This window comes from Halococcus sediminicola, assembly GCF_000755245.1.
Taxonomy (GTDB): domain Archaea; phylum Halobacteriota; class Halobacteria; order Halobacteriales; family Halococcaceae; genus Halococcus; species Halococcus sediminicola.
In genome coordinates, this window is the sequence record NZ_BBMP01000022.1 from 641289 (window position 1) to 664659 (window position 23371).

25 protein-coding genes are annotated in these 23371 nt (G+C 64.8%); 14 read left to right on the forward strand and 11 right to left on the reverse strand.

Annotated elements, in window-relative coordinates; all coding sequences use genetic code 11:
- Positions 1-13 precede the first annotated feature (13 nt).
- Positions 14-505, forward strand: a complete 492-nt coding sequence (locus ACP97_RS12550) for a GNAT family N-acetyltransferase (protein ID WP_049998137.1) — start codon at positions 14-16, stop codon at positions 503-505.
- 44 nt (positions 506-549) lie between these two features.
- Positions 550-1098, forward strand: a complete 549-nt coding sequence (locus ACP97_RS12555; RefSeq protein ID WP_049998138.1) for a KH domain-containing protein — start codon at positions 550-552, stop codon at positions 1096-1098.
- Here ACP97_RS12555 and ACP97_RS12560 read toward each other — a convergent pair.
- On the reverse strand, positions 1095-1724 hold the full coding sequence (locus ACP97_RS12560; protein WP_049998139.1) for a TetR/AcrR family transcriptional regulator: 630 nt from the start codon (positions 1722-1724) through the stop codon (positions 1095-1097). The genes ACP97_RS12555 and ACP97_RS12560 overlap by 4 nt on opposite strands.
- Before the next feature lie 55 nt (positions 1725-1779).
- Between ACP97_RS12560 and ACP97_RS12565 the strand changes: the two genes are divergently transcribed.
- Both ACP97_RS12565 and ACP97_RS12570 read left to right on the forward strand, forming a co-directional pair.
- Positions 1780-2787: an ABC transporter ATP-binding protein gene (locus tag ACP97_RS12565; RefSeq protein ID WP_049998140.1), complete on the forward strand. Its 1008-nt coding sequence runs from the start codon at positions 1780-1782 to the stop codon at positions 2785-2787.
- Positions 2784-3665: an ABC transporter permease gene (locus tag ACP97_RS12570; protein WP_049998141.1), complete on the forward strand. Its 882-nt coding sequence runs from the start codon at positions 2784-2786 to the stop codon at positions 3663-3665. Before ACP97_RS12565 ends, ACP97_RS12570 begins: the two co-directional genes overlap by 4 nt.
- On the opposite strand, the gene ACP97_RS12575 is transcribed toward ACP97_RS12570, so the two are convergent.
- Both ACP97_RS12575 and ACP97_RS12580 read right to left on the reverse strand, forming a co-directional pair.
- Positions 3666-4484, reverse strand: a complete 819-nt coding sequence (locus ACP97_RS12575; RefSeq protein ID WP_049998142.1) for an MBL fold metallo-hydrolase — start codon at positions 4482-4484, stop codon at positions 3666-3668.
- 2 nt (positions 4485-4486) lie between these two features.
- Positions 4487-5839 carry an ATP-binding protein gene (locus tag ACP97_RS12580; protein ID WP_049998143.1) on the reverse strand — a complete coding sequence of 451 codons (1353 nt, stop codon included), beginning with the start codon at positions 5837-5839 and terminating at the stop codon, positions 4487-4489.
- 114 nt (positions 5840-5953) lie between these two features.
- Here ACP97_RS12580 and ACP97_RS12585 point away from each other — a divergent pair, with 114 nt between their 5' ends.
- Complete coding sequence (locus ACP97_RS12585) at positions 5954-7090, forward strand: thiolase family protein (protein WP_049998144.1); 1137 nt, start codon at positions 5954-5956, stop codon at positions 7088-7090.
- A 175-nt stretch (positions 7091-7265) separates the two neighbouring features.
- Here the strand turns inward: ACP97_RS12585 and ACP97_RS12590 are convergent, their stop codons facing one another.
- From ACP97_RS12590 to ACP97_RS12605, 4 genes are all read right to left on the reverse strand, one after another.
- Entirely contained in the window at positions 7266-7691 is a 426-nt protein-coding gene (locus ACP97_RS12590) for a universal stress protein (RefSeq protein ID WP_049998145.1), read from the reverse strand.
- Between the two features lie 278 nt (positions 7692-7969).
- Positions 7970-9847, reverse strand: coding sequence for a cation:proton antiporter domain-containing protein (locus ACP97_RS12595; protein WP_049998146.1), 1878 nt, complete (start codon positions 9845-9847; stop codon positions 7970-7972).
- A gap of 75 nt (positions 9848-9922) precedes the next feature.
- Entirely contained in the window at positions 9923-11854 is a 1932-nt protein-coding gene (locus ACP97_RS12600) for an AMP-dependent synthetase/ligase (RefSeq protein WP_049998147.1), read from the reverse strand.
- An 85-nt stretch (positions 11855-11939) separates the two neighbouring features.
- Positions 11940-12842: an MBL fold metallo-hydrolase gene (locus ACP97_RS12605; RefSeq protein WP_049998148.1), complete on the reverse strand. Its 903-nt coding sequence runs from the start codon at positions 12840-12842 to the stop codon at positions 11940-11942.
- Positions 12843-12922: 80 nt separating this feature from the next.
- On the opposite strand from ACP97_RS12605, the gene serS reads away from it, so the two are divergent.
- The gene (serS, locus tag ACP97_RS12610) at positions 12923-14302 is read left to right on the forward strand and encodes a serine--tRNA ligase (protein ID WP_049998149.1); all 1380 of its coding nucleotides are present in this window, start codon (positions 12923-12925) and stop codon (positions 14300-14302) included.
- 54 nt (positions 14303-14356) lie between these two features.
- A complete protein-coding gene (locus ACP97_RS19935; RefSeq protein ID WP_154020005.1) occupies positions 14357-14704 on the forward strand; it encodes a hypothetical protein in 348 nt (115 codons plus the stop codon).
- Between the two features lies 1 nt (position 14705).
- On the opposite strand, the gene ACP97_RS12615 is transcribed toward ACP97_RS19935, so the two are convergent.
- Positions 14706-15026: a nuclear transport factor 2 family protein gene (locus ACP97_RS12615; RefSeq protein WP_049998150.1), complete on the reverse strand. Its 321-nt coding sequence runs from the start codon at positions 15024-15026 to the stop codon at positions 14706-14708.
- A gap of 85 nt (positions 15027-15111) precedes the next feature.
- On the opposite strand from ACP97_RS12615, the gene ACP97_RS12620 reads away from it, so the two are divergent.
- Complete coding sequence (locus ACP97_RS12620) at positions 15112-16116, forward strand: hypothetical protein (protein WP_049998151.1); 1005 nt, start codon at positions 15112-15114, stop codon at positions 16114-16116.
- The gene (locus ACP97_RS12625) at positions 16113-16619 is read left to right on the forward strand and encodes an FxLYD domain-containing protein (RefSeq protein WP_049998152.1); all 507 of its coding nucleotides are present in this window, start codon (positions 16113-16115) and stop codon (positions 16617-16619) included. The genes ACP97_RS12620 and ACP97_RS12625 overlap by 4 nt, the downstream gene beginning before the upstream one ends.
- A 95-nt stretch (positions 16620-16714) precedes the next feature.
- On the opposite strand, the gene ACP97_RS12630 is transcribed toward ACP97_RS12625, so the two are convergent.
- On the reverse strand, positions 16715-16957 hold the full coding sequence (locus tag ACP97_RS12630; protein ID WP_049998153.1) for a ferredoxin: 243 nt from the start codon (positions 16955-16957) through the stop codon (positions 16715-16717).
- Between the two features lie 81 nt (positions 16958-17038).
- Here ACP97_RS12630 and ACP97_RS12635 point away from each other — a divergent pair, with 81 nt between their 5' ends.
- Positions 17039-19267 (forward strand): ATP-dependent DNA helicase, encoded by a 2229-nt coding sequence (locus ACP97_RS12635; protein WP_049998154.1) that lies wholly within the window; start codon positions 17039-17041, stop codon positions 19265-19267.
- A gap of 25 nt (positions 19268-19292) precedes the next feature.
- Positions 19293-19790, forward strand: a complete 498-nt coding sequence (gene cgi121 / locus ACP97_RS12640; protein WP_049998155.1) for a KEOPS complex subunit Cgi121 — start codon at positions 19293-19295, stop codon at positions 19788-19790.
- Positions 19791-19898: 108 nt separating this feature from the next.
- Here the strand turns inward: cgi121 and ACP97_RS12645 are convergent, their stop codons facing one another.
- A complete protein-coding gene (locus tag ACP97_RS12645) occupies positions 19899-20426 on the reverse strand; it encodes a hypothetical protein (RefSeq protein WP_049998156.1) in 528 nt (175 codons plus the stop codon).
- 311 nt (positions 20427-20737) lie between these two features.
- On the opposite strand from ACP97_RS12645, the gene ACP97_RS12650 reads away from it, so the two are divergent.
- A complete protein-coding gene (locus tag ACP97_RS12650; RefSeq protein WP_049998157.1) occupies positions 20738-21583 on the forward strand; it encodes an alpha/beta fold hydrolase in 846 nt (281 codons plus the stop codon).
- On the opposite strand, the gene ACP97_RS12655 is transcribed toward ACP97_RS12650, so the two are convergent.
- The gene (locus tag ACP97_RS12655; protein ID WP_049998158.1) at positions 21580-22155 is read right to left on the reverse strand and encodes a MaoC family dehydratase; all 576 of its coding nucleotides are present in this window, start codon (positions 22153-22155) and stop codon (positions 21580-21582) included. The two genes, ACP97_RS12650 and ACP97_RS12655, sit on opposite strands and share 4 nt — an antisense overlap.
- A gap of 219 nt (positions 22156-22374) precedes the next feature.
- Here ACP97_RS12655 and ACP97_RS12660 point away from each other — a divergent pair, with 219 nt between their 5' ends.
- Positions 22375-22680, forward strand: coding sequence for an AbrB/MazE/SpoVT family DNA-binding domain-containing protein (locus ACP97_RS12660; RefSeq protein ID WP_049998159.1), 306 nt, complete (start codon positions 22375-22377; stop codon positions 22678-22680).
- Positions 22677-23345, forward strand: coding sequence for a hypothetical protein (locus tag ACP97_RS12665; RefSeq protein ID WP_049998160.1), 669 nt, complete (start codon positions 22677-22679; stop codon positions 23343-23345). Before ACP97_RS12660 ends, ACP97_RS12665 begins: the two co-directional genes overlap by 4 nt.
- Positions 23346-23371: the final 26 nt, after the last annotated feature.

A 23371-nucleotide genomic window follows, 5' to 3' on the forward strand; every position in this document is an offset into this window, starting at 1 on the left:
GCGTTCACACGGTATGGAACCCACAGTCAGGGAGGCGACCGACGAGGACATCTCCGGCATCCAGCGTGTCGCGCGCCGCAGTTGGCCCGAGACCTACGGGAAGTTCCTGACCGAGGCGGCCATCGAGACCATCCTGAACGATTGGTACGCGGCCGACGAACTCGACGGTCAGATCGCCACACCGGAGAACGTCTATCTCGTCGCCGAGACCGACGACATCGGCGGTTACGCGAGCGCCGCGCCGACCGCCAACGAGGAGGCCCAACTCTATGCGATCTACGTCGACCCCGACCACTGGGACGAGGGTCTCGGCACGGCGCTGCTCGACGGCGTTCGTGACCGTCTCGACGACCACGGCATTCGGCGGCTGCGCGTCGAGGTGCTCGCCGAGAACTCGGTGGGTGTCTCCTTCTACGAATCGCGCGGGTTCGAGCGCACCAGCGAGCGCGAGCGCGAGGTCGGCTCGCAGACGCTCGTCGAGTACGTCTACTACCGCGACGTGTGAGGTGCGTGCGAAGAGTTGAAATCGTCGGGTTTCGTAGGGCGAATATGCGACACGTGACGATTCCGCAGGACCGCATCGGCGTCCTCATCGGCGAGGGCGGCGCGACGATGCGCGACATCGAGGAACGCGCGGGCATCCGTCTCGATATCGACTCCGAGACCGGCTCGGTCGGCGTCGAATCGGTCGACGACCCGGTACAGGGGCTGAAGGGTCCCGACATCGTCCGGGCCATCGGCCGCGGCTTCGCGCCCGAGGACGCCCTCACCTTGCTCGAAGACGAGATGATGCTGCTCGAACTCATCGACATCGAGGCCGCCACACGAAACGACAACGACCTCACGCGCAAGAAAGGCCGCCTCATCGGCGAGAACGGCCGCACACGGCAACTGATGGCCGAACTCTCCGGCGCGTCGGTCGTCATCTACGGCACCACCGTGGGTGCTATCGGCACGCCAGAGGAGGTCGAGGTGGTCAGAAACGCCGTCGAGATGATCCTGGATGGTGCGCCCCACGGCGCGGTCTACTCGTACCTCGAACGCAAGCACAACGAACTGAAGAGTCCCGGCATGGAATACCACCAGTACACCGGCTAAGAACCGTCTTCAACGCCTCTACCGTTTTCTTCGACGACCAATCGTGATTCGATATACGCGTCGAGTTCGTCGAGCACGGGCGTCACCGACGCGTCGGTCGTCACACGGGTGAGCATCGCCCCGTTGACTGCCGTCATCAGCATGGTGGCCACCTGTTCGGGGTCGACCTCGTGAAAGACGCCCCGTTCGATGCCAGCACGCACGACGCTTGCGATGCACTCGCGGAAGAACGCGTCCGTCTTTGCGAACTGCTCGCGGAACGCCGGGTCGTGGGTCGCCTGCGCCCGGAGTTCGGTGAGGGCGCTCGTGAATTCACGGCGGTCGGCCGCGAGCGGGCCAGTGCGCACGCCGGCAAGCGACGCGCGTAGCTGTGCGCGCGGGTCCTCGCCGTCCTCGACGGCGACTTCGGTTCGGAACTGGTCGAGCATGTAGCCCAGGAAATCCACCAGCAGGTCGTCCTTGCCGTCGTAGTGGTGATAGACCAGCGAGACGCTCTTGTCGAACTCCGCGCCGATGTGGGCGATGGTGAGATCCGCGTAGCCGTGTTCGCACAGCGCACGGTAGGTCGCGGCCATGATCGCCTCGCGAGTCCCGTCCGGCTCCTCGCCGAAGGGTTCCGACTTCATGTTGAGTGAATACTCATTCAACAGCTATATACGCTCGCATCATCATTGAGAGACAATGAATGCCATCGAAGCCACGGGTGTCGAACTCACCTATTCCGATGGGACCGAGGCGGTGCGTGGCATCGACCTCGCGATCCCGGAGGGCGAGTTCTTCGGCTTTCTCGGGCCGAACGGTGCTGGCAAGACGACAGCCATCAAGACCTTCACCACCCTGCTCTATCCGACCGCCGGCACGGTGACGGTCAACGGGTTCGACGTCATCGAGGAGGCCCAATCCGTTCGGGAGACCATCGGCTATATGGCTCAAGAGACCAGCGTCGACGAGGAACTCACCGCCCGCGAGAACATCAAGTTCGCCTGCGAGGCCTACGGCGTCTCCCGGGACGAGCGCAAAGCGCGCATCGACGAACTGCTCGATCTCGTGGATCTGGCCGACGTCGCCGACAAGGAGGCGACGGAGTTCTCGGGCGGGATGAAAAAGCGCCTCGACGTGGCGACCGCGCTCGTCCACGAACCACCCCTCGTGTTTCTCGACGAACCCACAACGGGACTGGACCCCAAGGCCAGGATCCGCCTCTGGGAGTACTTCCGCGAGATCAACGAGCAGGGGACGACCGTATTCCTCACGACGCAGTATCTGGAGGAGGCCGACGAACTCTGCGACCGGCTCTCGGTGATCCAAGATGGGAAGATCGTCGCCACGGACGCGCCCGACACGCTGAAATCCGAGGTCGGCGGCGACGTGCTCGCCATTACGATCGACGACGCGAGCGAGGAACGGCGAGCGCGCGCCGAGGAGGTCGCCCGCGAGTCGGGGCTGTTCGCGGACGGCACGGTCGAGCGCACCGACGACGGCATCAGCGTCGCCTCCGAGCACGCCCGCAGCCGCGGGACCGACCTGTTGGTGGCACTCCGTGACGCCGGCTTCACCGTCACGGGATTCGACGTGCGCTCACCGACGCTGGACGACGTGTTCCTCGCCATCACTGGCGAACCGGCGAGCGAGGACGAGGAAACGAGTGCCGACATCGAGCAATCGGCCGCGCCGGAGGCCGCCCGATGAGCACCGTCGAGGCGGGCAACAGCAACGGCTTTCTCGTCGACGTCTGGATAAACCTCAAGCGCTGGCTGGTCAAAACCACCCGCAACCCGTTCGTCGTCGTCGGCTCGCTCGTCCAGCCGGTCATCTTTCTGGTGCTCTTTACCGAGGTGTTCGGCGGCGCGGTCGGCGGCGCGCTCAGTCAGGCGCTCGGTCCGGACATTTCCTACGTGACCTATCTTACTCCTGCTATCATCATCCAGTCGGCGCTCGTCGCCGCAGCCGGTTCGGGCATCGGACTCGTCGACGACATGGAGAACGGCATGTTCGAGAAGGTGCTCGTCTCGCCCATCAACCGCGCGGCGATGTTCCTCGGGAAGTCGCTCTCGGAGATCGTGCGCATCATCGTCCAGACGCTCATCATCCTCGCGCTCGGCTACGTCCTGCTCTGGTTCGATACTGGAGGAGCCGTCGGCACCTACATCGAGACCGGAATTTTGGGCGCGCTCGGCATCATCCTCATCGCCATCGTCTTCGCGGTCTGGTTCACCGCCTTCTCGAACATCGTCGCGCTCGTCACCGAAGACCAGGAGTCGACCATCATCGGCGCGAACCTGCTCCAGTTCCCGCTCCTGTTCGTCTCCAGCGCCTTCCTGCCGGTCGATATCCTGCCGAACTGGGTCCAGACCGTCGCCACGTTCAATCCCATCACCTACGGCGTCGACGCCGCCCGCGCGCTGATGCTCGGGCGCGATGTCTTGACGGTGATCGACGTGACAGCCTTCGGCGGCATCTGGAACACCCTGATCCCATCCTTTGCCATCCTGCTCGCGCTCGATGTCGCCCTCGGCGCGATCGCGGTGCGATTCCTGAACCGGGCGTCGAGTTCGAGCGCGCAGTAATCAGAGGTCGTACCGTTCGCCATCGACCGCGAGTGGCTCTTCGAATGCCTCGTCGGCGGGAAAGAAATGTGAGACGTGGACCAACCGCGTTCTCGTGGCTCCGAGTTCGTCGGCCAACGAGAGCGCCCCCTCGCGGGTCATGTGTTTCGTGCCGAAGGTTCGGGGCACGTCCCCCGAATCGTGATGGCCGCCGCCGAGCGGGTGGTGTTCACAGAACGCCGCCGGCGCGATGGCGTCGGCGAGCAGGAGGTCCGGGTCGGCCAGTTTCTCGCGCGATGCGTCGGGAATCGCGTAGCTCGTGTCGCCGGTAATCGAGAGCTTTGCGTCCGCCCTCTCGATGACGACCCCATAACAGACGAGCGGCGGGTGGGATACCGGAACGAGCGTCACGTCGAAGCCACACGCCTCGAACGATTCCAACGGACGCTGCCCGTGTACCGAGAGCGCGTCGAGGTAGTCGTACTTTCGACTCACCGTGTCAGCGACGCTCTCGCCCGTTTTGGGGTCGGTCTCGTCCGTGGCATGGACCGGCAGCTCCGAGAAGAGTCGGAAGGCGTTGCCCAGTCCATCGAGATGGTCGAAGTGGATGTGCGTGACGAGCACCGCATCCGGGAGCCGTACATCGGTATCGAGGAACTGCTGGCGAAAGTCGGGACTCACGTCGACGAGTAGCGACTCGTCGGTTCGTTCGTTGCGCACGTGGACGGAAAACCGACTGCGCTCGACGTCCTTCTCGCGGGCGGCGGTGCAGGTGTCGCAGTCACAGCCGACGGTCGGTGTGCCGGTCGTGTCGCCGGTTCCCAGGAGCGTGACCTCCACGATCAGTGGTCGTGTGCGTGGTCGTCGGCACCGTGGTCGTGACCGTCGGAGCCGCCATCGGCGCTAATGTCGCCGCCGGCCACGAGCGCGTCGTGGTCACCCTCGATCATGTCGAGATCTTTCAGGCTGTCGCGCTCCTCGAAGTCCCTGACAGCGGCTTCGAGGTCGTCCTGTGTCAGGGTGGTGCGCTCCTCGGTGAGCGCATCCAGGACGGCCTCGCGGAGCACGAGCCGGAGGTCACTTCCGGTGAGTCCTTCGGTGTCGGCGGCCAGCGCCTCGGGGTCGAACTCCTCGATGTCCATGTTCCGGGTGACGATGCGGAGGATGTCAGCCCGCATCAGCGAGTCGGGCTTCGGGAAGTTGACGATCTCGTCGAAGCGCCGCCACGCCGCCGCGTCGAGCTGGTCGGGGTGGTTGGTCGCGCCGATCAGGAGGACTTCGTCGTTGATGAGGCTGATCTCGTCGATTGATTTGAGCAGAGTGTTCACCGCGCGCTTCAGGGCGGCGTGCTCGTCGGAGTTGCGGGTCTTGGCGACGAAATCGAACTCGTCGATGAAGAGGATACACGGCGAGAGCCGTTTGGCCACCTCGAAGGTCTTCTCGACGTTTTTCGCGGTTTCCCCGAGATACTGGCTCGTGACCATCGACAGCTTCACCTCGACGAAGGGGAGGTCGAGTTCGTGGGCGAGCGCTCTGGCCGTGGTCGTCTTGCCCGTCCCCGGTGGCCCCACGTACAGAAGTTTCCCGATCTCGCGCAGGCCGATGGTGGCGAGATACTCGCGGTGCTCGATGGCCTTCATTATCTTCACGATCTCGTTTTCCTGATCAGCCGTGAGCACGAGGTCGTCGAGAGTCATCTCGACCTCTTCGGGCGCGCGCACGTCCACGAGGTCGAGCATCTCGTCGTCTTCCTCGTCGTCCTCGTCGAAGTACTCCGCCAGCAGGCTGTCTATCCACACCCGATCGGCTCGTACCGGCCTGTTGGCTTCGCGGGCAGCCTCGTAGTCACCTTCTTCGAGGACGGCTGCGAGCGTCGGGTTCTCGTCGATGCGCTCGCCGTCGGCGCGCTCCGTGAACCACTCTCTGGCCATGTCGGGTTCGGTCAGCGACAGCGACCCCGAGAACTCGTCGTGATCGGTGAACATCAGCCCCGAGACGGCGCTCCACGGGTCCGCGATCTCGGTGGCCTCCCGTGCGGTGCTCTCGGTGGCAGCGAGCGGTCGTTCGATGCCGTCGTCCGACCAGAACGCGCGGCGGTAGCGTGGCGGCAGGTCGTCGGCGTCGCGCTCACGGTCGTCGTTGTAGACGTGTGTCGTGAGCAGGAATTCCACGACGTCCAGTTCCGGACTGCTCATTCCCGACTGTGTAGGTCACCGGGACGAATAAGACCGTCGAACTCCTCCCGGAAACCTCGATGAAAGAACTGGGGGTTTGCGTGGGTTTAACCCGACACGGGACCGACGGCGCGCATGGTCGATACGACCCCGGTCGTCGCGGCGGCGTACCGCACCCCCCAAGGCAAGGAGGACGGCGTCTTCTCGGAGGTCAGGAGCGAGGACCTCTCGATCCCCCTCATCAACGAGATCCTCGCCGACACAGGGTTGGCGGGCGAGGACGTCGACGACCTGATGTGGGGCTGTGCCCAGCAGCGCGGCGAGCAGGGCAATAACGTCGCGCGGGTCATCTCGCTGCTGTCGGATCTGGGCGAATCCGTCCCGGCGACCACCATCAACCGCTGGTGTGCCTCCTCGGCTCAATCGATCATCTCGGCCTCGGACGCGATCCGGGCCGGCCAGCGCGACGCCATCATCGCCGGCGGCGTCGAGAACATGAGCCGGACGAAGATGGGCCAGAACTCACAGAACGTCCATCCCCGGCTGAACGAGGCCCACAACGTCGCCGCGCTCCAGATGGGGATGACCGCCGAGGAGGTCGCCGAGCGCTACGACGTTTCGCGCGAACAGCAGGACGAGTACGCCGCTCGCAGCCAGCAGCGCGCCGTCGAGGCCACCGAAGACGGCCGTTTCGACGACGAAATCGTACCCATCGACAACGGTGAGGACCAAATCGACACCGACGAGGGACTCAGACCGGGCACCACGGCCGAAAAGCTCGCCGACCTCCCGACGGTATTCAAATCCGACGGAACCGTCACACCGGGCAACGCCTCGCAGGTCTCCGATGGGGCCTCCGCGACGCTCATCACGAGCCGCGACTTCGCCGAGGATCACGGCCTCGACGTGCTCGCCGAAGTCGGCTCGAACAACGTCGCGGGCGTCGAACCCGAAGTAATGGGAATCGGTCCCGTGCCCGCCACCGAGGGACTGCTCGAACGCACGGGGAAGAATATCGACGACTACGGTCTCGTGGAACTCAACGAGGCGTTCGCCTCGCAGACGCTCTACTGCCAGCGCGAACTCGGTATCGACGACGAGATATTCAACGTCAACGGCGGCGCGATCGCCATCGGTCACCCGCTCGGCGCGAGCGGCGCGCGCCTGCCGGTGACGCTGATTCACGAGATGGAAAAGCGCGGCGTCGAGCGCGGGCTCGCCACCGAATGCGTCGGCTTCGGACAGGGTGCAGCCATCGAGTTTTCGCGCTGAGTGACGGCCAGCCACCGCGAGCGACATTGGGTCCGAGCGGGCCGAGGAACCTCCGGAGGGGGTGACGACGGCTTTTGATCCAGCTTTTGCGAGGGAGCGCACAGCGACCGTAGCAAAAGGTGGTGGTGCAGCCATCGAATTTTCGCGCTGAGCGGGGCGTGCGGCGTGCTCGACGTTATTCGTGTCCGTCCGGCAGCACCACGACCGGCCGCTCGCTGTCGGTGACGAGCGCGCTCGTCAGGTCACCTGAGAGGAGTTTGAGCCAGCGGCCGCCGGCGCGTGGCGTGAACGCGATGGCGCTGGCGTCCACCTCGTCGGCCACGGCGAAGACGACCTCGGGGATCGATTCGCCGTATTCGAGACGCGTCTCGACGGTGACGTCGCCCCCACCGAACGCCTCGCGGGCGGCTGCGAACGTCTCTGCGGCGTGTTCGGGGTGTGTACCGTCGGACGGCGCAGTACCTTCGATGACGTGGACGACGATCGCGCGCCCGCCCGCTCGGCGGAGGTGGGCCGCCGCGCCGGCGCAGGTGGTGCGTGCGTCCTCGGCGCTCGCCACCGGCAACACCACGACCTCGAAGAGGTCTCTGGCCTCGCTCACGAATCATCACCGCCGCCGGAATCTTGCGATCGTCTCACAGGCGAGCGACGGTGCGATGGCTCAAAAATGTAGGGTCAGCCGCGGGGACGGCTGCGTACCCGCGCGCCGCCCGATGCGGCTTGCGGTTGCGGAGGGGACACCTATCCCATCGCGAGCGAACGGAGTGAGCGAGCGGGCCGCGGAACCCCCGGGAGTGAGGGGGTGACGAAGGCTTTTGATCGACATTTTGCGAGCGAAGGAGCGACCGCAGGGAGCGACTGAGCGTAGCAAAAGGTCGGTTAGTCGGCAGGGTGGAACCGTTCGAGAGCGTCTTGGACCGATTCGTTGAGACCGACGAGCGTGATGCGGTCACCCTGTTCGAGTTCGAAATCCCCATCTGGAACCTTGTTCTCGCCATCGCGGCTGACGAGTGCGATGAGACAGCCTTCGGGGATGGCGCTCGCGAGTTCGGCGATGGTCTTGCCGGCGACGTCGGCAGCGGTGACCTCGAACTCCTGGACGTCGCCCGAGCGGCCGAGTTCGGTCATCCAGTTCCAGAGTGCGGGCCGCTCGATGCGGTTGTCGATGGCCCACGAGGTGGCGATGGGCGAGGAGATGGTCTCGACGTCGAGTTCCTCGAAGGCGTCCTCGTTTTCGGGCTGGTTGACCCGTGCGATGACCTGCTCGGTGTCGAAGGTGGTGGCCGCTAGTTGGGCCACGAGCAGATTCACGTCGTCGTCGCCGGTGGTCGCCACGACCGTCGAGGCTTTCTCGGCTCCCGCCGACTGGAGGACGTCGCGGTCGGTCCCGTCGCCGATGTGAACCGAGAATCCCTCCCTTCGGGCGGTCTCGACGTTCTCTTCGTCGTGTTCGACGATGACGACGTTCTCGCCGCGGGCATCGAGGCGCGTGGCGAGGTCGCGTCCGACTTTGCCGCCGCCGACGATGATGGCACGCATGGGAATCACGTCGAGATACTCCGCTATGTATCTGGCTAACCCGCCCTCGACTAGAACTGTGGCGAAGATGACGAGGAAGACGGTGCCGACGAGCGTCTCGGCGGCCGCACCCATCCCCTCGGCCTGGAGGCGCACGGCAAAGAGCGTCGCCACGGAGGCGGGGATGATGCCCCGCGGGCCGATGGCACTCATGAACACTCGCTCCTCGCGGGTGAACCGCCCGCCCGACGTCGAGAGGAAGACGACCAGCGGCCGGAGCACGACCATCACAGTAATGACGACCGCCAACCCGCCGAGTCCGAACGGGAGGTCCGAGAAGTTGAGCAGTGCGGCGAGCGCGATGAACACGAACGAAAGCACGATGAGCGTGATGTCGCCTTTGAAGTCGGTGATGTCCTCTTCGTAGGGAATGTCGAGGTTGCCGACGATGAGACCGGCGGTGGCGACGGCGGCGATGCCCGCCTCGGAGGCCCAGACGTTCGCCAGCCCGTAGGCCACCAGCGCACCGGCGAGCACGAGCAGGCGGGCGTTCCGGGGTGCGTTGCCCGGCGAGAGGTCGACGTAGCGGATGAGATACCAGAGCGCGATGGCGACCGCCGTGCCGACGACGATGCCGACGCCGAGTTTGATGGCGAAGACGACGAGGATGGCGGTGATTCCCGCCGAGGCCTCGAAGACGACCTCGAAGACGACGACCGCGAGGATCGCCGCCGTCACGTCGTTGACGATACCCTCGGTTTCGAGCGTGGTCGCCACGCGGTCGCGCACCGGCACCACCTCCAGGATCGGCGCGATGACCGTTGGTCCTGTGGCCACCAGTAGCGCGCCGACGAGAAAGGAGACGTCCCACGGGGCCGTGAGCGCGTAGTGGACGACGACTGCGGTGCCGACCAGTGAGATGGCCGCGCCGACGGTGGCGAGCCGTATCGTCGCCGACGAGGTCTGCCTGAGGTCCTCGATGCGGAGGTGGAATGCCCCCTCGAAGACGATGATGGCGACCGCAAGCCCGACGATGGCCGGCAGCGCGCCGCCGAATGTGTCGGCGCTGATGACCCGCGAGGGGAGTACCAGCCCCGACACCGGACCGAGCACGAGACCCGTCGTCAGCAGGAAGATGATACTCGGCACGCGAAAGCGATCGCCGAGGACCTGCGAGGCGATCCCCAGGGCGATGATACCCGCGACGAGCGCTATCAGCCCCGCTCCGCCAGATGCCACTCCCGACCCTCCATATGCGAACTGATACGCAACCACGTTATATAAGCGCGTTCACTTCCGGCGACGCGAGAGGTCTCAGTCGGCGTACAACGAGTCGATTTCGTCGTCGTAGCGCTCCCGGATGTCCCGGCGTTTCTTCTTCATCGTCGGCGTCAGCAGGTCGTTGTCCTCGGTGAACTCCTCGGGCACGAGCGCGAACTTCTTGATACGCTCGTGGGACTCGAAGTCCTCGTTGACCGCCTCGACCACCTCGCTAACGTGTGCCTGTACCCGCTCGTTCCGACAGATCTCTTGTGAGTCGTCGGGCAGGTCGATGCCCTCCCCGTCGGCCCACTCGCGGACGCGCTGCTCGTTGGGCACGACGAGCGCACTCACGAACTTCTCGCCATCGCCGAGCACCATCGCCTGCTCGACCAACTGCCGCTGGGCGAAGGCGTCCTCGATGGGACCGGGCGCGACGTTCTTGCCCGTCGAGAGCACGAGCAACTGCTTCGAGCGCTCGCGGAAGGCGATATACCCATCGGGACGGAGTTCGACCACGTCACCCGTCCGAAACCAATCGTTCTCGAAACTGTCCTCGGTCGCCTCGGGGTTCTGCCAGTATCCCTCGGTGACGTTCGGCCCGCGCACGAGGAGTTCGCCCACCTCGCCGTCGGCGTCGAAGTCGTCGGGGACGACCGTCGAATCGACTTTCACTTCCTCGTCGGAGACGGGCGGGCCGATCGTCCCGATTTCGGGTGCTTCGGGCGGATTGACGGCCACGACGGGCGCGGTCTCGGTGAGACCATAGCCCTCGAGGATGGGCAGTCCCATCCCGTCGAACAGCCGGCCGAGTTCGGGCGAGAGGCTGCCGCCGCCGCTGATGAAGAAGTCGATGTTGCCGCCGACACCCTCGCGGACCTGCCCGAATACTAGCCTATCGGCGAGCGCGCGCTTGGCTCGCAGGGAAAGTCCGGGCGCATCGCGCTCTTGGTACCGCTGTCCGACGTCGACGGCCCACTCGAAGATGCGCTCTTTGACCGCGGATTCGCTGGCCTGCTCGCGGATGGAATCGTACAATTTTTCATAGACTCGGGGCACGCTCGTGCCCGTCGAGGGGTTCACGAGCGGGAAGTCCTCCTGCAGGGTGTCCGGACTCTCGGCGTAGGCGACGGTCGCGCCGGCGGCGAACATCATGAAATGCCCCGCAAGCCGCTCGAAGACGTGTGCGAGCGGGAGAAAGGAGAGAGTGCTCGCGCCGGGACCGATGGTCGGGAGGTCGCCCTTGTCCTCGCGCGGGCCGAAGCGGCGATAGACCTGGTCGACGTTCGACTTGAAGTTGCGGTGGCTGAGCCGGACGCCCTTCGGCCGTCCGGTGGTTCCCGATGTATAGACGAGGCTCGCGAGGTCCCCGGGGTCGCGCGCATCGAGCCAGCTTTCGTACTCGTTGGGATCGAACGCGCCGACGCCACGCTCGTGGACCTGCGCGAGCGTCAGCACGTCCTCGCGGTCGCCGTACCCGTCGAGTTCGTCCATCGAGACGACGAAGTCGAGGTCGAGTTCGTCCTCGACTTCGAGGACGCGTTCGAGCAGTTCCTGATTTTCGACGATCACTCCCGTGGCCCCGGGATCAGAGAGGAGATACTCGACTTGGTCGGGCGAGGAGCTCGTATAAACTGTGGTGACGACGCCGCCGGCGGCGAGCACGGCGAAGTCGGTCTGTGCCCACTCCATGCGCGTATTGGCGAAGAGACCGATTCTGTCACCTGCCTCGACGCCGAGGCTGCGAAAGCCCGCCGCGAGGCGCTTGACGATCCGGTGCATCTGTCGGTAGGTCAGGTCCGCGAACTCGCCGTCGGGTGCGCGCGGGACGACCGGCCCGGCCAGCGAGCGGTCGTAGATGCCCCCTTTGTACTGCTGGGCGATCTCCTCGTCGTGGCGCGTCGCGCTCCGTGCGAACATCGCTGACAGCGTCCTGTCGCCGAGCACCTCGCTCTCGAAGTTCGCCTCCGCCTCCTGCCAGTCCATGCCCCATCACCGGCTGGCTCGGTAATAAACATCGGCCATCGGATTTCCAGCCGGCTGACGTCTGGGGCGGGATGGATTCGGCGGTCTACCGCTGGTCGAGATACGCGAGTACGCCCCGAACGTTCAGGCGCTCCTCGGCGCTAGCCTTGCGCTCGGACCACGCATCGGCCATCTCGCTCTCGGTGATGAAGTGGTCGATGACCGCCTCGTCACTATCGAGTTCGGCGCGTGCGTCCTCGATGTCGCCGACCCACTCCTCCAGCACCCGCGCGTACTCGTCCATCAGCGCGTCGTCGTACTCTCGGGGACCGAAGTGGCCGAAGCACAGTACCTCGGGGTCGATGTCGCGGATGGTCTCGATGTCGTCGAGGCAGGCTTCGAGGTCGAAGTTCGAGGGCGGCGAGGTCTGGCGAATCGTCTCGATGCTCGGAATCCAGATGCCCGCCGCGTCCGCCGTGAACAGGGCGTCGCTCTCGCGGTCGTGGAACATCACCTGATGGGGGGCATGCCCCGGTGCGTGATGGACATCAAGCGTGTGGTCCCCGCAATCGATCTCGTCGCCGTCCGAGACTCCCTCGATGCGCGCTTCGGGCACGGGTTTCGGCTCGGCGTAGAACTGCCATTGGCTCTCGACTGCTGCCTTAGTGCCCGCGACCAGTCGCTCCGGGTCGACGAGGTGGGGCACGCCGATGTCGTGGGTCATCACGGTGGCGTTCGGGCACTCGGCTGCGAGATAGCCCGCTCCGCCCGCGTGGTCGAGGTGCACATGGGTGGGAAGGATGTACGAGAGTTCCTCGCGGGCGATGCCTACCTCGGCGAGCGCGTCGAGGATGTTTTCATATCTGGTGCCGATACCGGTGTCGATGAGCGCGGGTTCGTCGGCATCGAGGATGTAGACCGCGCCGTACTCGGGTGTGTCGTACATCCCGGTATCGACGTAGTAGAGATCCGAACAGCCGTCGACCGCGAAGACGTCGCCGATTGCCATGTCTCCGGGAACGACGAGCGCCGTGAAAAACCTCCCGTCGAACAATAGGATTTTGGCACGCGGCGCGCAATCGCCGGCAAATGCTCGACAGACAGTACCTCCGCGAGCACACCGACGAGGTGCGCGCGGCCCTCGACGCCCGCGGGGCCGACGTCGACCTCGACCGCGTGCTCGACATCGACGACCGGTGGCGCGAGGCGAAGAATCGCGGCGACGAACTCCGTCACGAGCGCAACGAGGTCTCCAGTCGTATCGGCGAACTCAAACAGGCCGGCGAGGACGAGGAAGCCGACGAGGCCATCGCGCGCTCGCAGGACCTCAAAGCCGACATCGCAGCGGTCGAGGAGCGCGCCGACGACCTCGAAGCAAAACTGGACGGGGCGCTGCTCGAACTCCCCCAGATTCCCCACGAGAGTGTGCCCGAGGGCGCAGACGAGTCCGAGAACGTCGAAGTCCGCCGCGAGAGGTTCGACGACCTGCGCGACCTGCCCGACGAGGTGACGCCCCACTACGATCTGGGCGAAGAGATGGAGATCCTGGATTTCGAGCGCGGCGCGAAGACGACGGGTGCGGGCTTTTACTTCCTCAAGGGTGACGGCGCGCGCCTCGAACACGCGCTCATCCAGTTCATGCTCGACGTCCACCGCGAGCAGGAGTACGTGGACGTGTTTCCGCCGGTGCCCGTCAACAGCACGTCGATGACGGGCACGGGTCAACTGCCGAAGTTCAACGACGACGCCTACCGGCTCGGCGGGGCTGAACGGGACGACTACGAAGACGACGACCTCTGGCTCTGTCCCACCGCCGAGGTCCCGGTGACAAACATGTACCGTGAGGAGATTCTGCTCGACGACGATTTGCCGCTCAAACATCAGGCTTACACGCCCAACTTCCGACGCGAGGCGGGCGAACACGGCACCGAAACCCGCGGTATCGTCAGGGTCCACCAGTTCAACAAAGTCGAGTTGGTGAACTTCGCCCGGCCCGACGAGAGCTACGACCGCCTCGAAGCCCTGTTGGGCGAGGCTGAGGAAGTGCTCCAGCGACTCGCCCTCCCCTATCGAATACTCGAACTCTGTACTGGCGACCTCGGCTTCACGGCCGCGAAGACCTACGACATCGAAGTCTGGGCCCCTGGCGACGACATGGACGACGGTCCCGAGGAGGGTGGTCGTTGGCTCGAAGTCTCCTCGGCTTCCAATTTCGAGGCGTTCCAGGCCCGACGGGCCGGACTTCGCTACCGCCCCGAACGCCACGAATCGGCCGAGTACCTCCACACTCTGAACGCCTCGGGCACCGCCATCGGGCGCGTGATGGTCGCCATCCTGGAATACTACCAGAACCCGGACGGCACGGTCGAGGTTCCCGAAGCGCTCCGGCCGTACATGGGCGGTCAGGAAATCATCGAGGGCCACGAACCGGTCGGCGAGAGCGCGGTCGGCGCGGGTCGAAAGGAATAGCTAAAATAGACAATTCACCATTTTGACGCCTTTTTTGACCGAAATCGTATATCTATGATTCCTGAAATTTGTTTATTCTTAAGTGTTGGACAATATCTTACTGCACTCGGTCTTGTATTTAATCTCCTCGGTGTGTCTCTAATCACGTTTTCAGGGATAATCGGCCAGAAGCCGATACGCCGTCTTGTTCGTCTCTATCGAGTGGATCAAACTGAATTGGAAGAAGGAGGACCGGTTAGCGATATCGATCTGGAGCGTGTCATCGACAAATCCAGTCACAACATGCCGACAACTGAATCCGGTTACGTCGAACTGAGACGAAAGTTGTTGCGTTTGTTGCTCGGTGCGATTTCTATTGCTCTCGGAATGCTTCTCCAATTGTTTGGTGTGGTTGTTTCGTGATTCAGTCGGTGTAGGTCATGATGTTGGCTATCTTTCCGTCGTCGATCGTGTGGACGTCGACGAATCCGAACAGGCGCTCGTCCCCGCCGAGCAGGCGGCCGCGGACGGCGATCTCGTCGCCGTCGTCGTAGAGCCTGTCGAGTTCGTGGTCCGTCTCGGTTCGCGGGCGGCCCTCGCGCATGAACCCGATGAACGTCTCCCGCCCCTCGAACGTCCGGTCGGGGCGCTCGTGGACGAACTCGGATGTGAGGAGTTCCCGGAGGTCGTCGTAGCGCTTCCCGTCGATGGTCCGGTAGTACGATCGGACGGTGTGGGCGCTCATGACTGGTCTGGGAAAGCGACCGGAAAGAGCCTGCCGGCTCCACGCAGCCCGAGGGCTTTTGTCGGCCACGAGTCTCCCGACGTCAATGAGTGATTCCGGCGCGGGGACGAACAACGGCCGGCTGCGGTCGTGGCTGTTGCTCACCGCCAACCGCGTCGTCATCGCCGCGCTGCTCACGGCTGGGCTGTTCGTCGTGCTCGTCGCCGCCGGTGCGGTCAACACGACCTCGCTGCGGGTGCTCATCCGGCAGGGAACGCACGTCGAGCGGCTGTTCCAGTCGTTCGTCATGTCGCTGGTCACCGGCATCACGCTCGTCGTCACGCTCACCCAACTGGTCCTCTCGCGGGAACTCGGGCCGCTCGGCGAGCAGCGCGACCGGATGGCCGGTGCGGTCGACTTCCGCCAGGACATCGAGGAGCTGAGTGGCTCCGTCGCGCCGCCGGACCCCGCCTCGTTCATGCAGCTGTGCGAGGCGCGCGCGTCGACGCTCGAAGAACGGGTCGCGGACAACGACGACGCGGCGCTGCGCGAGAACGTCACCGACCTCGCCGAGCGCATCGGCGAGCACGCGGCCACCATCGGCGACCAGTTGGCCGACGCCGACTTCGGCGACTTCGACGTCGTCGGCGTCATTCTGAACTACGACTACTCGTGGAACATCTACGCGACCCGGCGAGTCCGTGCGGCCTACGGGGACGCGCTCGGCGAGGCCGAACACGACGCCTTCGAGGACCTGCTTGACGTGCTCTTCCTGTTCGGCCCCGCACGCGAGCACTTCAAGACGCTGTACTTCCGGCGCGAACTGGTCGACCTCTCGCGGGACATGCTCTACGCCGGCGTGCCCGCCCTCGCCATCGCCATCATGGGATTGCTCTATCTCAACCCGAACTCCTTCATCGGCTCGACGCTCGGCATCGAGAACGTCGTCTTCGTCGTCAGCGCGGCCGTCGCGATCGCCTCGACGCCGTTTTTCGTGCTCGTGGCGTACATCGTCCGTCTCGCGACGATCGCCCAGCGAACGCTCGCCATCGGGCCGTTCGTCCTCCGGGACTCACAGCGCTCGCTCGATCTCGGGGTGGAAGACGAATGACGGGCGACCCGGAGGACCCCGCGCACTCGACCCGGCGTCGTTTCCTCGTACTGGCCGGCGCAGGCGTCTCGACCGCTCTCGCCGGCTGTAGCGGCCGACCGGACACCGCCGAGTACGAGTCCAGTGGGACGATCGATCCACCCTCGAAGGACGAACCGAACGCCAGCGCGGCGAGCGCTGCGGCCGCGCGCGCCGAACTCGACGGCCACGACTACGCCGTCCCGCTCGACACGCTCGCGCTCCGGGGCCACGAACTCGACGTCAAGGACGACTACCGCGGCGTCGTGATTCAGGGCAGCGTCGAGAACACCGGTCAGCAACGCCTCGAACTGGTCGAGGTCCGTGCGCGCGTCTACGACACCAACGGCGAACAGCTCGGTCAGTACCTCGACAGTACCCACGATCTCGCGGCCGGCGCGACGTGGAGTTTCGACGTCATCGTGCTCGAAACGCCGAGCGACGTCGGCTCGTACGACATCGCCGTGCTCGGCTCGCTGGCCTGATGCTATGGACGGAAAGGGAATATCGAACGACGGAGACGTCGAACGAACTGGATATTCCGGCCGTGTCTCCGGGCCAGCACCATCCGACAGTATGACTACGGGATGATCTGCTCGCCGTCGTCGTAGACCGTGATGGCGTCGACCGGGCAGGCACGGGCGGCGAACTTCGCATCTAACTCCGCGTCGGCGGGCACCTCCCGGACGAATTTTTCGGGCTCGTCCTCCTCGCCGTCGACCAGCACTGCCTTGCCGGCATCCTCGTCGCGTTCGAAACCCTCCCACTCGGCGACGCACTGGAACATCCCGATGCAGGTCTCGCGGTCGTACTCGATTCGCATACCGTCGCTTCCCCCGGCGCGACCATATGGCTGACGGCGTACTCCGACGGTTTAAACGGCGAGCGGCACACAGAACGGATAATGAACGTCTCGGAGCTGTCGGGCGTCCCCGAGTGGCTGCCCGAGCATCTGCGCGGGGACGGCATCGAGGAGCTGTATCCACCGCAGGCGGAAGCCGTCGATGCGGGCGTCACCGAGGGCGAGAGTCTCGTGGCGAGCGTCCCCACGGCGTCGGGGAAGACCCTCATCGCGGAACTCGCCATGACCGCGAGCGTCGCCCGCGGTGGCAAGGCGCTCTACATCGTGCCGCTGCGTGCGCTCGCCGGCGAGAAGCGCACCGAGTTCGAGACCTTCGAGCAGTACGGACTCACCATCGGGGTCTCCACCGGCAACTACGATTCGGACGGCGAGTGGCTCGCCTCGTGTGACATCATCGTCGCCACCAGCGAGAAGGTCGACTCGCTCGTCCGCAACGACGCACCGTGGATCTCGCAGTTGAGCTGTGTGGTCGCCGACGAAGTCCACCTCGTCGACGACGGCCATCGCGGCCCCACGTTGGAGGTCACGCTCGCGAAACTCCGCCAGCGCAATCTCGGTCTGCAAACGGTGGCGCTCTCGGCGACGATCGGCAACCCCGAGATCCTCGCCGACTGGCTCGACGCCGAACTCGTCGACTCGACGTGGCGACCGATCGACCTGAAGAAAGGCGTCCACTTCGGGCAGGCGGTCCACTTGGAGGACGGCGAACAACACGAACTCGGGGTCGAGGACGGCGAGAAGCCGACTGCGGCCATCGTGCGCGATACGCTCGCCGACGAGGGATCGACGCTCGTGTTCGTCAACTCCCGGCGCAACGCCGAGGCCGAAGCCCGCCGGCTCGCCAACACAGTCGAAAGCGAACTCACAGGGGAGGAACGCGACCGCCTCGCCGGCGTGGCCGCCGATATCCGCGACGTGAGCGACACCGAGACGAGTACCGATCTGGCGAACGCGGTCGAAAGCGGGGCGGCCTTTCACCATGCCGGTCTGGCCTCTGACCATCGCGAACTCGTCGAGGACGCCTTCCGCGAGCGCCTGCTGAAGGTGGTCTCGGCGACACCAACGCTCGCGGCGGGCGTCAACACGCCGAGTCGCCGGGTCGTCGTCCGCGACTGGCGGCGCTACTCCGGCGAAGCCGGCGGGATGCAACCGCTCTCGGTGCTCGAAGTCCACCAGATGTGCGGCCGTGCGGGCCGGCCGGGTCTCGATCCCTACGGCGAAGCGCTGCTGCTCGCCAAGAGCCACGACGAACTCGACGAACTCTTTGACAGGTATATCTGGACCGAACCCGAACCTGTCCGCTCGAAACTCGCCGCCGAACCCGCTCTCAGAACCCATCTGCTCGCCACCATCGCCTCCGGGTTTGCGGGGTCGCGCGAGGGACTGCTCGAATTCCTCGACAGAACCCTCTATGCCACCCAGACCACCGAAGGTGGCCGTCTCGAACGGGTCACGGACTCGATGCTCGACTATCTCGTCGCCAACGACTTCCTCGAACGCGACGGCGATGACCTGGCCGCGACCTCGCTCGGCCATACGGTCTCGCGACTCTATCTCGACCCGATGAGCGCCGCCGAAATCGTCGACGGTCTCGAGAGCGCCGACGATCGCCCGAGCGCGCTCGGCCTCTTCCATCTCGTGAGTCGCACACCCGACATGTACGAACTCTATCTCCGATCCGGTGACCGCGAGGAGTACACCATGATCGCCCACGAGCACGAGACCGAGATGCTGGGCAGCGTTCCGAGCGAGTTCGAGGAACGCTGGGAGGACTGGCTCTCGGCGCTCAAGACTGCGAACATGCTCGACGACTGGGCGAGCGAACTCGACGAAAGCACCATCACCGACCGCTACTCGATCGGGCCGGGCGACCTCCGAGGGAAGGTCGACACTGCCGAATGGCTGCTGTCGGCCGCCGAGCGTCTCGGGGGCGAACTCGGACTGGAGTGGGCACCCGCCGTCAGAGAAGCCAGGACGCGCGTCGCCCACGGCATCCGTCCGGAACTCATCGACCTCGCGGGCGTGCGCGGCGTCGGTCGCAAGCGCGCCCGCCGGCTGTTCGAGAACGACATCGAGACGCGCGCCGACCTCAGAAACGCCGAGAAATCGGTCGTGCTAGGCGCGCTCCGCGGGCGGACGAAGACTGCAGAGAACGTGCTGGAGAACGTCGGTCGGAGCGATCCCTCGATGGCGGACGTCGAACCGGCGGGGTCGGTGGCGGTCGTCGAGGGCGAGGAACGCGAAGACCAGTCGAACCTCGGTGAGTTCTGATGGCCGGAGTTCGGAGGAGACGCTGATGGAACTCGTCGAGGGCCGGGCGACAGTCGAGAACGTGGACGAGTTCGTCGCCCGCCTCGGGGCGATTGGCGACGAGCATGACTGTGCGATACAGGCGTTCGACGCGCGCTACATCGTCTCGCGTACTCATCTCGAACGCGCGCTCGAACTCGCCGACCGGGCACGTGAGCGCGGCGAGGCGGTCGCGCGCGAGCGTGCGGTCGAAATCCTGCTGTACGCCGCCGGACGCCGGCAAATCGAGCAGGCGCTCGAACTCGGTGTCGGCGAGGGCGAACAGCCGGTCGTCGTACTCGTCGCCGGCGAGAACGGGCGCGCGGAGCGGGCAGCGGCGAACGACGTCGAAGCGCTGCTCGACGCCGAGGACACGCTCGATTCGTTCGACACCGAGCGCGTCGGTGAGTTCTTCGACATCGACGAGCGCGAACTCGTGGCGACGGACGCGGGTCTCGCGGCACTCGTCTGTGAACGGGTCGCGCTGCTCGACGTCGAGAAATAATCGTTGCGGCGGTCGTGAAGGCAGTCTCGATGTGGGGGCGAGCGAACACAGGCCGGTTATATACTGTTACGAAGATCGATGGTGCCGGTAGCCGCGGTGGCGGATACTTCAGCTCGTCGTCGATGTCGAGTCGGAGCTCGTTCCATCGGACTCCGGTGGCGTGTATCCGTTCTTCGAGAACTGGGTGAGTGCTGCACCGGCAAACACACCGACAGCAACCGGCAACGAGATAGTGGCGAATAGGCGCACAATCAGTGCTGTCGTCACGAGAACACTGAACCCGCCGAAGCTCCCGAGGACGAACGCTCCTGCCACTACTACCCACGCTACGACGAGAGGAATCGTCGTCCCAGCCACGACTGCCGCGCAGAACTGTCGGTATGCATCACGAAGGTCGAGTTCTCGGCTCGCGTAATACCCGAACCCGACCGCGAGGGCTACCATCAGAACGGCTCCAACGATATCCGCACCATAGATATACAGCGTCGTTGATTGCCCAACCGTTCCGAACATGGGTAGCCAGCCCGGAGGCCCGCGCTCGAACAGGCCACCGAGAAGAATCCCAGGCACGATCTTCACGACTGCACTAAGGATACCAATCGCACCGGCCAATATAGCGATACGTTTGCCGTCCATAATAGAATCAAGCTCTCATCTCGTAATAAAACCATTGGCGACATGATGAGTTTGGTGCTCTGCCAGCAACCACCCTCGTTTACGGGCTGTACGCAACGCCGACTCTTTCCATAATCGAAAAGATGCAAACGAGAGCGGCCTACCGAGGATCGATAGTCATACGCGCTTCGTCGGTGTCGCTGAGCAGGCGGTCGGTATCGTCGCTTTAGTGAGGGGAGATCGGCGTGTCTCGTTTTGCGCCACTCACGTCGTGAGTTCGTCGTCGTTTGGCGTTTGCGAACCCTCATGCGCGTGCTCCACGAGTGGTAGACATGACTCGGGGGCAAGCGGGCGCGGAGTCGAAACGAATCGAGGTCGATACCGGCGACGAATCCGTCGACATCCGATACCTGACCGCCGGCGAGGGCGACCCTATAATCTTGCTCCACGGCATCGGACTCGACGCGGCGAGCGTCTCGTGGAAACACACTCTCCCGCATCTCGCCGAGAATCACCGAGTCATCGCGCCGGACTTCCCGGGTCACGGCGAGAGCGACGGGGCCGAGGAGTACACGATGGAGTCGTATCTCGCCGTTCTCGACGGTCTCCTCGACGCGCTCGCCATCGAGCACGCGAGTCTCGTCGGCATCTCGATGGGCGGGGCCGTCGCGCTCGGGCACGTACTCGACGATGGAGAGCGAATCGAGCGGCTCGTACTCGTCGATAGCTACGGACTGGGCCGCGACGCGCCGTGGCGACCGGGTGGGGCGGCGCTACTCAATACTCCCGGGTTCGACGGGTTGATGGGTGCAGGATTGCTCAATCCGGCGCTCGTCGCGACCAGCCTCACGGGACTCACGGTGAGCCCTTCTCCGGAGTTCGTCACTGATGTCCAGCGGGCGGTCAGTCCGGCGGCGGCGCGCGCGCTCGGCGCGTGGCAGCGCGACGAGTTCCGGGCCTGTGGACTACGAACCTGTTATCTCGACCGGCTCGACGAACTCGAAGCCCCAACGCTGCTGGTTCACGGCCGCGAGGACCCCATCTTTCCCATCGCGTGGTCCGAGCGGGCCGCCGAGCGAATCCCCACCAGTGAGTTCGTCCCGTTCGAGCGATGTGGTCACTGGCCGCCGCGAGAACATCCCGAAAAGTTCGACCGTGTCGTGAGCGACTTTCTCTAGGGTTCGTCGAGCATGACGACCGCCTCGCCGTCGATGACCGTCTCCTCAGCGTCCCGTACCGTCGTCCGCAGTCGATAGCGGTTCTCGCCGAGGTCCTCGACGATCTCGCACTCGGCGGTCACGCGGTCGTCGATGCCTACCGGGTTGTGGAACTCGACGTCCTGTGAGAGGTAGATGACGAGTCCGGGTAGGCGTGCGAGCGCGGCGCTGATGAGTCCCGAGACGAGGGTCCCGTGGGCGATGCGTTCGCCGAACATCGTCTCCTCTGCGTACTCCTCGTCGAGGTGGAGCGGGTTCGTGTCGCCGCTGGCCGCGGCGAACGCGCGCACGTCGTCGTCGGTGAGTCGCTTCGAGAACTCGACTCTGTCGCCGACCGAGAGCGCGGCGCGCCGGTGTTCGGTGAGTTCGACGTTCCACTCCGGGCGCTCCTCGCCGGCGACGACTTCCTCGTCGCTGTCGACGCCGAATGCGGCGAGCGTGGCGCGGTTGGCCGCGAGAACGCTGTCGAGGAGGAACGTGGAGTTGCGGACCCACGCATCGGTCAGCGTGGAGGGCTTCGATTCGGAACTCATGGGCTACCTCGTATATGTGACCGACGTATATAAAAGGTTCCAACTCCCATGCAGGTGCTTTTTGTCGCCTGTGGGCGTCCACTCGTCCGATTCCGGCCCGAATCCGATAGCAAACACGACGCCACCCGCCCCCGACGAACCATCCTTTGCCATCGAATGGTTCTCTGTGGTGACGAGCGCAACACTTATCCTCTCAGGGGATGTAGGTGGGGATGAGCGATGACCGACGAAGACGACGCGACGTGGCCGCCGGCACTGTGGGCAAAGCAGTTTCAAGAGGCCAGCGAGCAGGCCGTCGAGCAGCAGACGGCGTTCGCAAAGCAGATGATGAACGCCGGGTCGGGAACGGGAGGTCTCCCGGAGATCGCCGCCACGACCATGGGAACGGCGACGTTCAAGACGCGCGTCCAGAGCGGCGGGCGGATCTCGATTCCCGACGCCGAACGCGAGGCGCTCGACATCGAGGAAGGCGACATCGTTCAGACGGTCGTCGTCCCGGTCAAACGCAACAGAGACACATCATGAGTCAGTACACCACACCGATCGAAGCGACGTTCGCGATGCAGCGCACAGCCCTGAAAGGGAGTCAGCAGGCCATCGAGCAGGGTATCGATCTCCAGCAGAACATGGGGAAGATGCTGCTCTCGGGCATCGAGAGCCAAGAACAGCTCCAGCGACAGAGCGTCGAGGCCGCCGAAGGCGCGACGAAGCAGTACTTCCAGGCGATGGAGACCGCCACGCCCGCCGGGGGCAGCGTCCGCGGGCTCCGCGAGCCGACCGAGGAGGGCTTCGCCCAGCTGAAGGAGGTCCACGCCGAGAGCTTCGACCAGCTCACGAGCGCTGTCGAGCAGGGTCTCGACAGCCACGAGGAGTTCGCGGGCGAATACACCGCGACGATGGACGAGGGCTTCGACGAACTGTTCGAGGCCCACGAGGAGATCCAAGAGCGGATGGTCGAGATGGTCGAACAGGCCGAGAGCCAGAACGAGGAACTCGCCGAGAGCTTCGAGGCACAGCTCGACGAGCAGATGGAGCGCATGGCCGACCTGCAAGAGCAGTTCGAGGCCCAGTCCGAGCGCCAGCTCGAACAGGCCACGGAGTTCCAAGAACAGCTCCAGTCACAGGTCGAGCAGTTCCAGAGCCAACTCGAATCCCAGGCCGAGCAGTTCGAGTCGCAGGTCTCGGCCTAGACGGACACACACTTTTCACACCCACA

Excerpts from the sequence above, each read along its gene's own strand:
- ACP97_RS12635 (WP_049998154.1), top strand. The coding sequence starts at position 17,039 with ATGAACGTCTCGGAGCTGTCGGGCGTCCCCGAGTGGCTGCCCGAGCAT.
- ACP97_RS12620 (WP_049998151.1), top strand. The coding sequence starts at position 15,112 with ATGAGTGATTCCGGCGCGGGGACGAACAACGGCCGGCTGCGGTCGTGG.
- ACP97_RS12550 (WP_049998137.1), top strand. The coding sequence starts at position 14 with ATGGAACCCACAGTCAGGGAGGCGACCGACGAGGACATCTCCGGCATC.
- ACP97_RS12565 (WP_049998140.1), top strand. The coding sequence starts at position 1,780 with ATGAATGCCATCGAAGCCACGGGTGTCGAACTCACCTATTCCGATGGG.
- ACP97_RS12650 (WP_049998157.1), top strand. The coding sequence starts at position 20,738 with ATGACTCGGGGGCAAGCGGGCGCGGAGTCGAAACGAATCGAGGTCGAT.
- ACP97_RS12660 (WP_049998159.1), top strand. The coding sequence starts at position 22,375 with ATGACCGACGAAGACGACGCGACGTGGCCGCCGGCACTGTGGGCAAAG.
- ACP97_RS19935 (WP_154020005.1), top strand. The coding sequence starts at position 14,357 with ATGATTCCTGAAATTTGTTTATTCTTAAGTGTTGGACAATATCTTACT.
- ACP97_RS12605 (WP_049998148.1), bottom strand. The coding sequence starts at position 12,842 with ATGGCAATCGGCGACGTCTTCGCGGTCGACGGCTGTTCGGATCTCTAC.
- cgi121 (WP_049998155.1), top strand. The coding sequence starts at position 19,293 with ATGGAACTCGTCGAGGGCCGGGCGACAGTCGAGAACGTGGACGAGTTC.
- ACP97_RS12665 (WP_049998160.1), top strand. The coding sequence starts at position 22,677 with ATGAGTCAGTACACCACACCGATCGAAGCGACGTTCGCGATGCAGCGC.
- ACP97_RS12560 (WP_049998139.1), bottom strand. The coding sequence starts at position 1,724 with ATGAAGTCGGAACCCTTCGGCGAGGAGCCGGACGGGACTCGCGAGGCG.
- serS (WP_049998149.1), top strand. The coding sequence starts at position 12,923 with ATGCTCGACAGACAGTACCTCCGCGAGCACACCGACGAGGTGCGCGCG.
- ACP97_RS12555 (WP_049998138.1), top strand. The coding sequence starts at position 550 with ATGCGACACGTGACGATTCCGCAGGACCGCATCGGCGTCCTCATCGGC.
- ACP97_RS12615 (WP_049998150.1), bottom strand. The coding sequence starts at position 15,026 with ATGAGCGCCCACACCGTCCGATCGTACTACCGGACCATCGACGGGAAG.
- ACP97_RS12655 (WP_049998158.1), bottom strand. The coding sequence starts at position 22,155 with ATGAGTTCCGAATCGAAGCCCTCCACGCTGACCGATGCGTGGGTCCGC.
- ACP97_RS12630 (WP_049998153.1), bottom strand. The coding sequence starts at position 16,957 with ATGCGAATCGAGTACGACCGCGAGACCTGCATCGGGATGTTCCAGTGC.
- ACP97_RS12600 (WP_049998147.1), bottom strand. The coding sequence starts at position 11,854 with ATGGACTGGCAGGAGGCGGAGGCGAACTTCGAGAGCGAGGTGCTCGGC.
- ACP97_RS12570 (WP_049998141.1), top strand. The coding sequence starts at position 2,784 with ATGAGCACCGTCGAGGCGGGCAACAGCAACGGCTTTCTCGTCGACGTC.
- ACP97_RS12580 (WP_049998143.1), bottom strand. The coding sequence starts at position 5,839 with ATGAGCAGTCCGGAACTGGACGTCGTGGAATTCCTGCTCACGACACAC.
- ACP97_RS12645 (WP_049998156.1), bottom strand. The coding sequence starts at position 20,426 with ATGGACGGCAAACGTATCGCTATATTGGCCGGTGCGATTGGTATCCTT.
- ACP97_RS12625 (WP_049998152.1), top strand. The coding sequence starts at position 16,113 with ATGACGGGCGACCCGGAGGACCCCGCGCACTCGACCCGGCGTCGTTTC.
- ACP97_RS12585 (WP_049998144.1), top strand. The coding sequence starts at position 5,954 with ATGGTCGATACGACCCCGGTCGTCGCGGCGGCGTACCGCACCCCCCAA.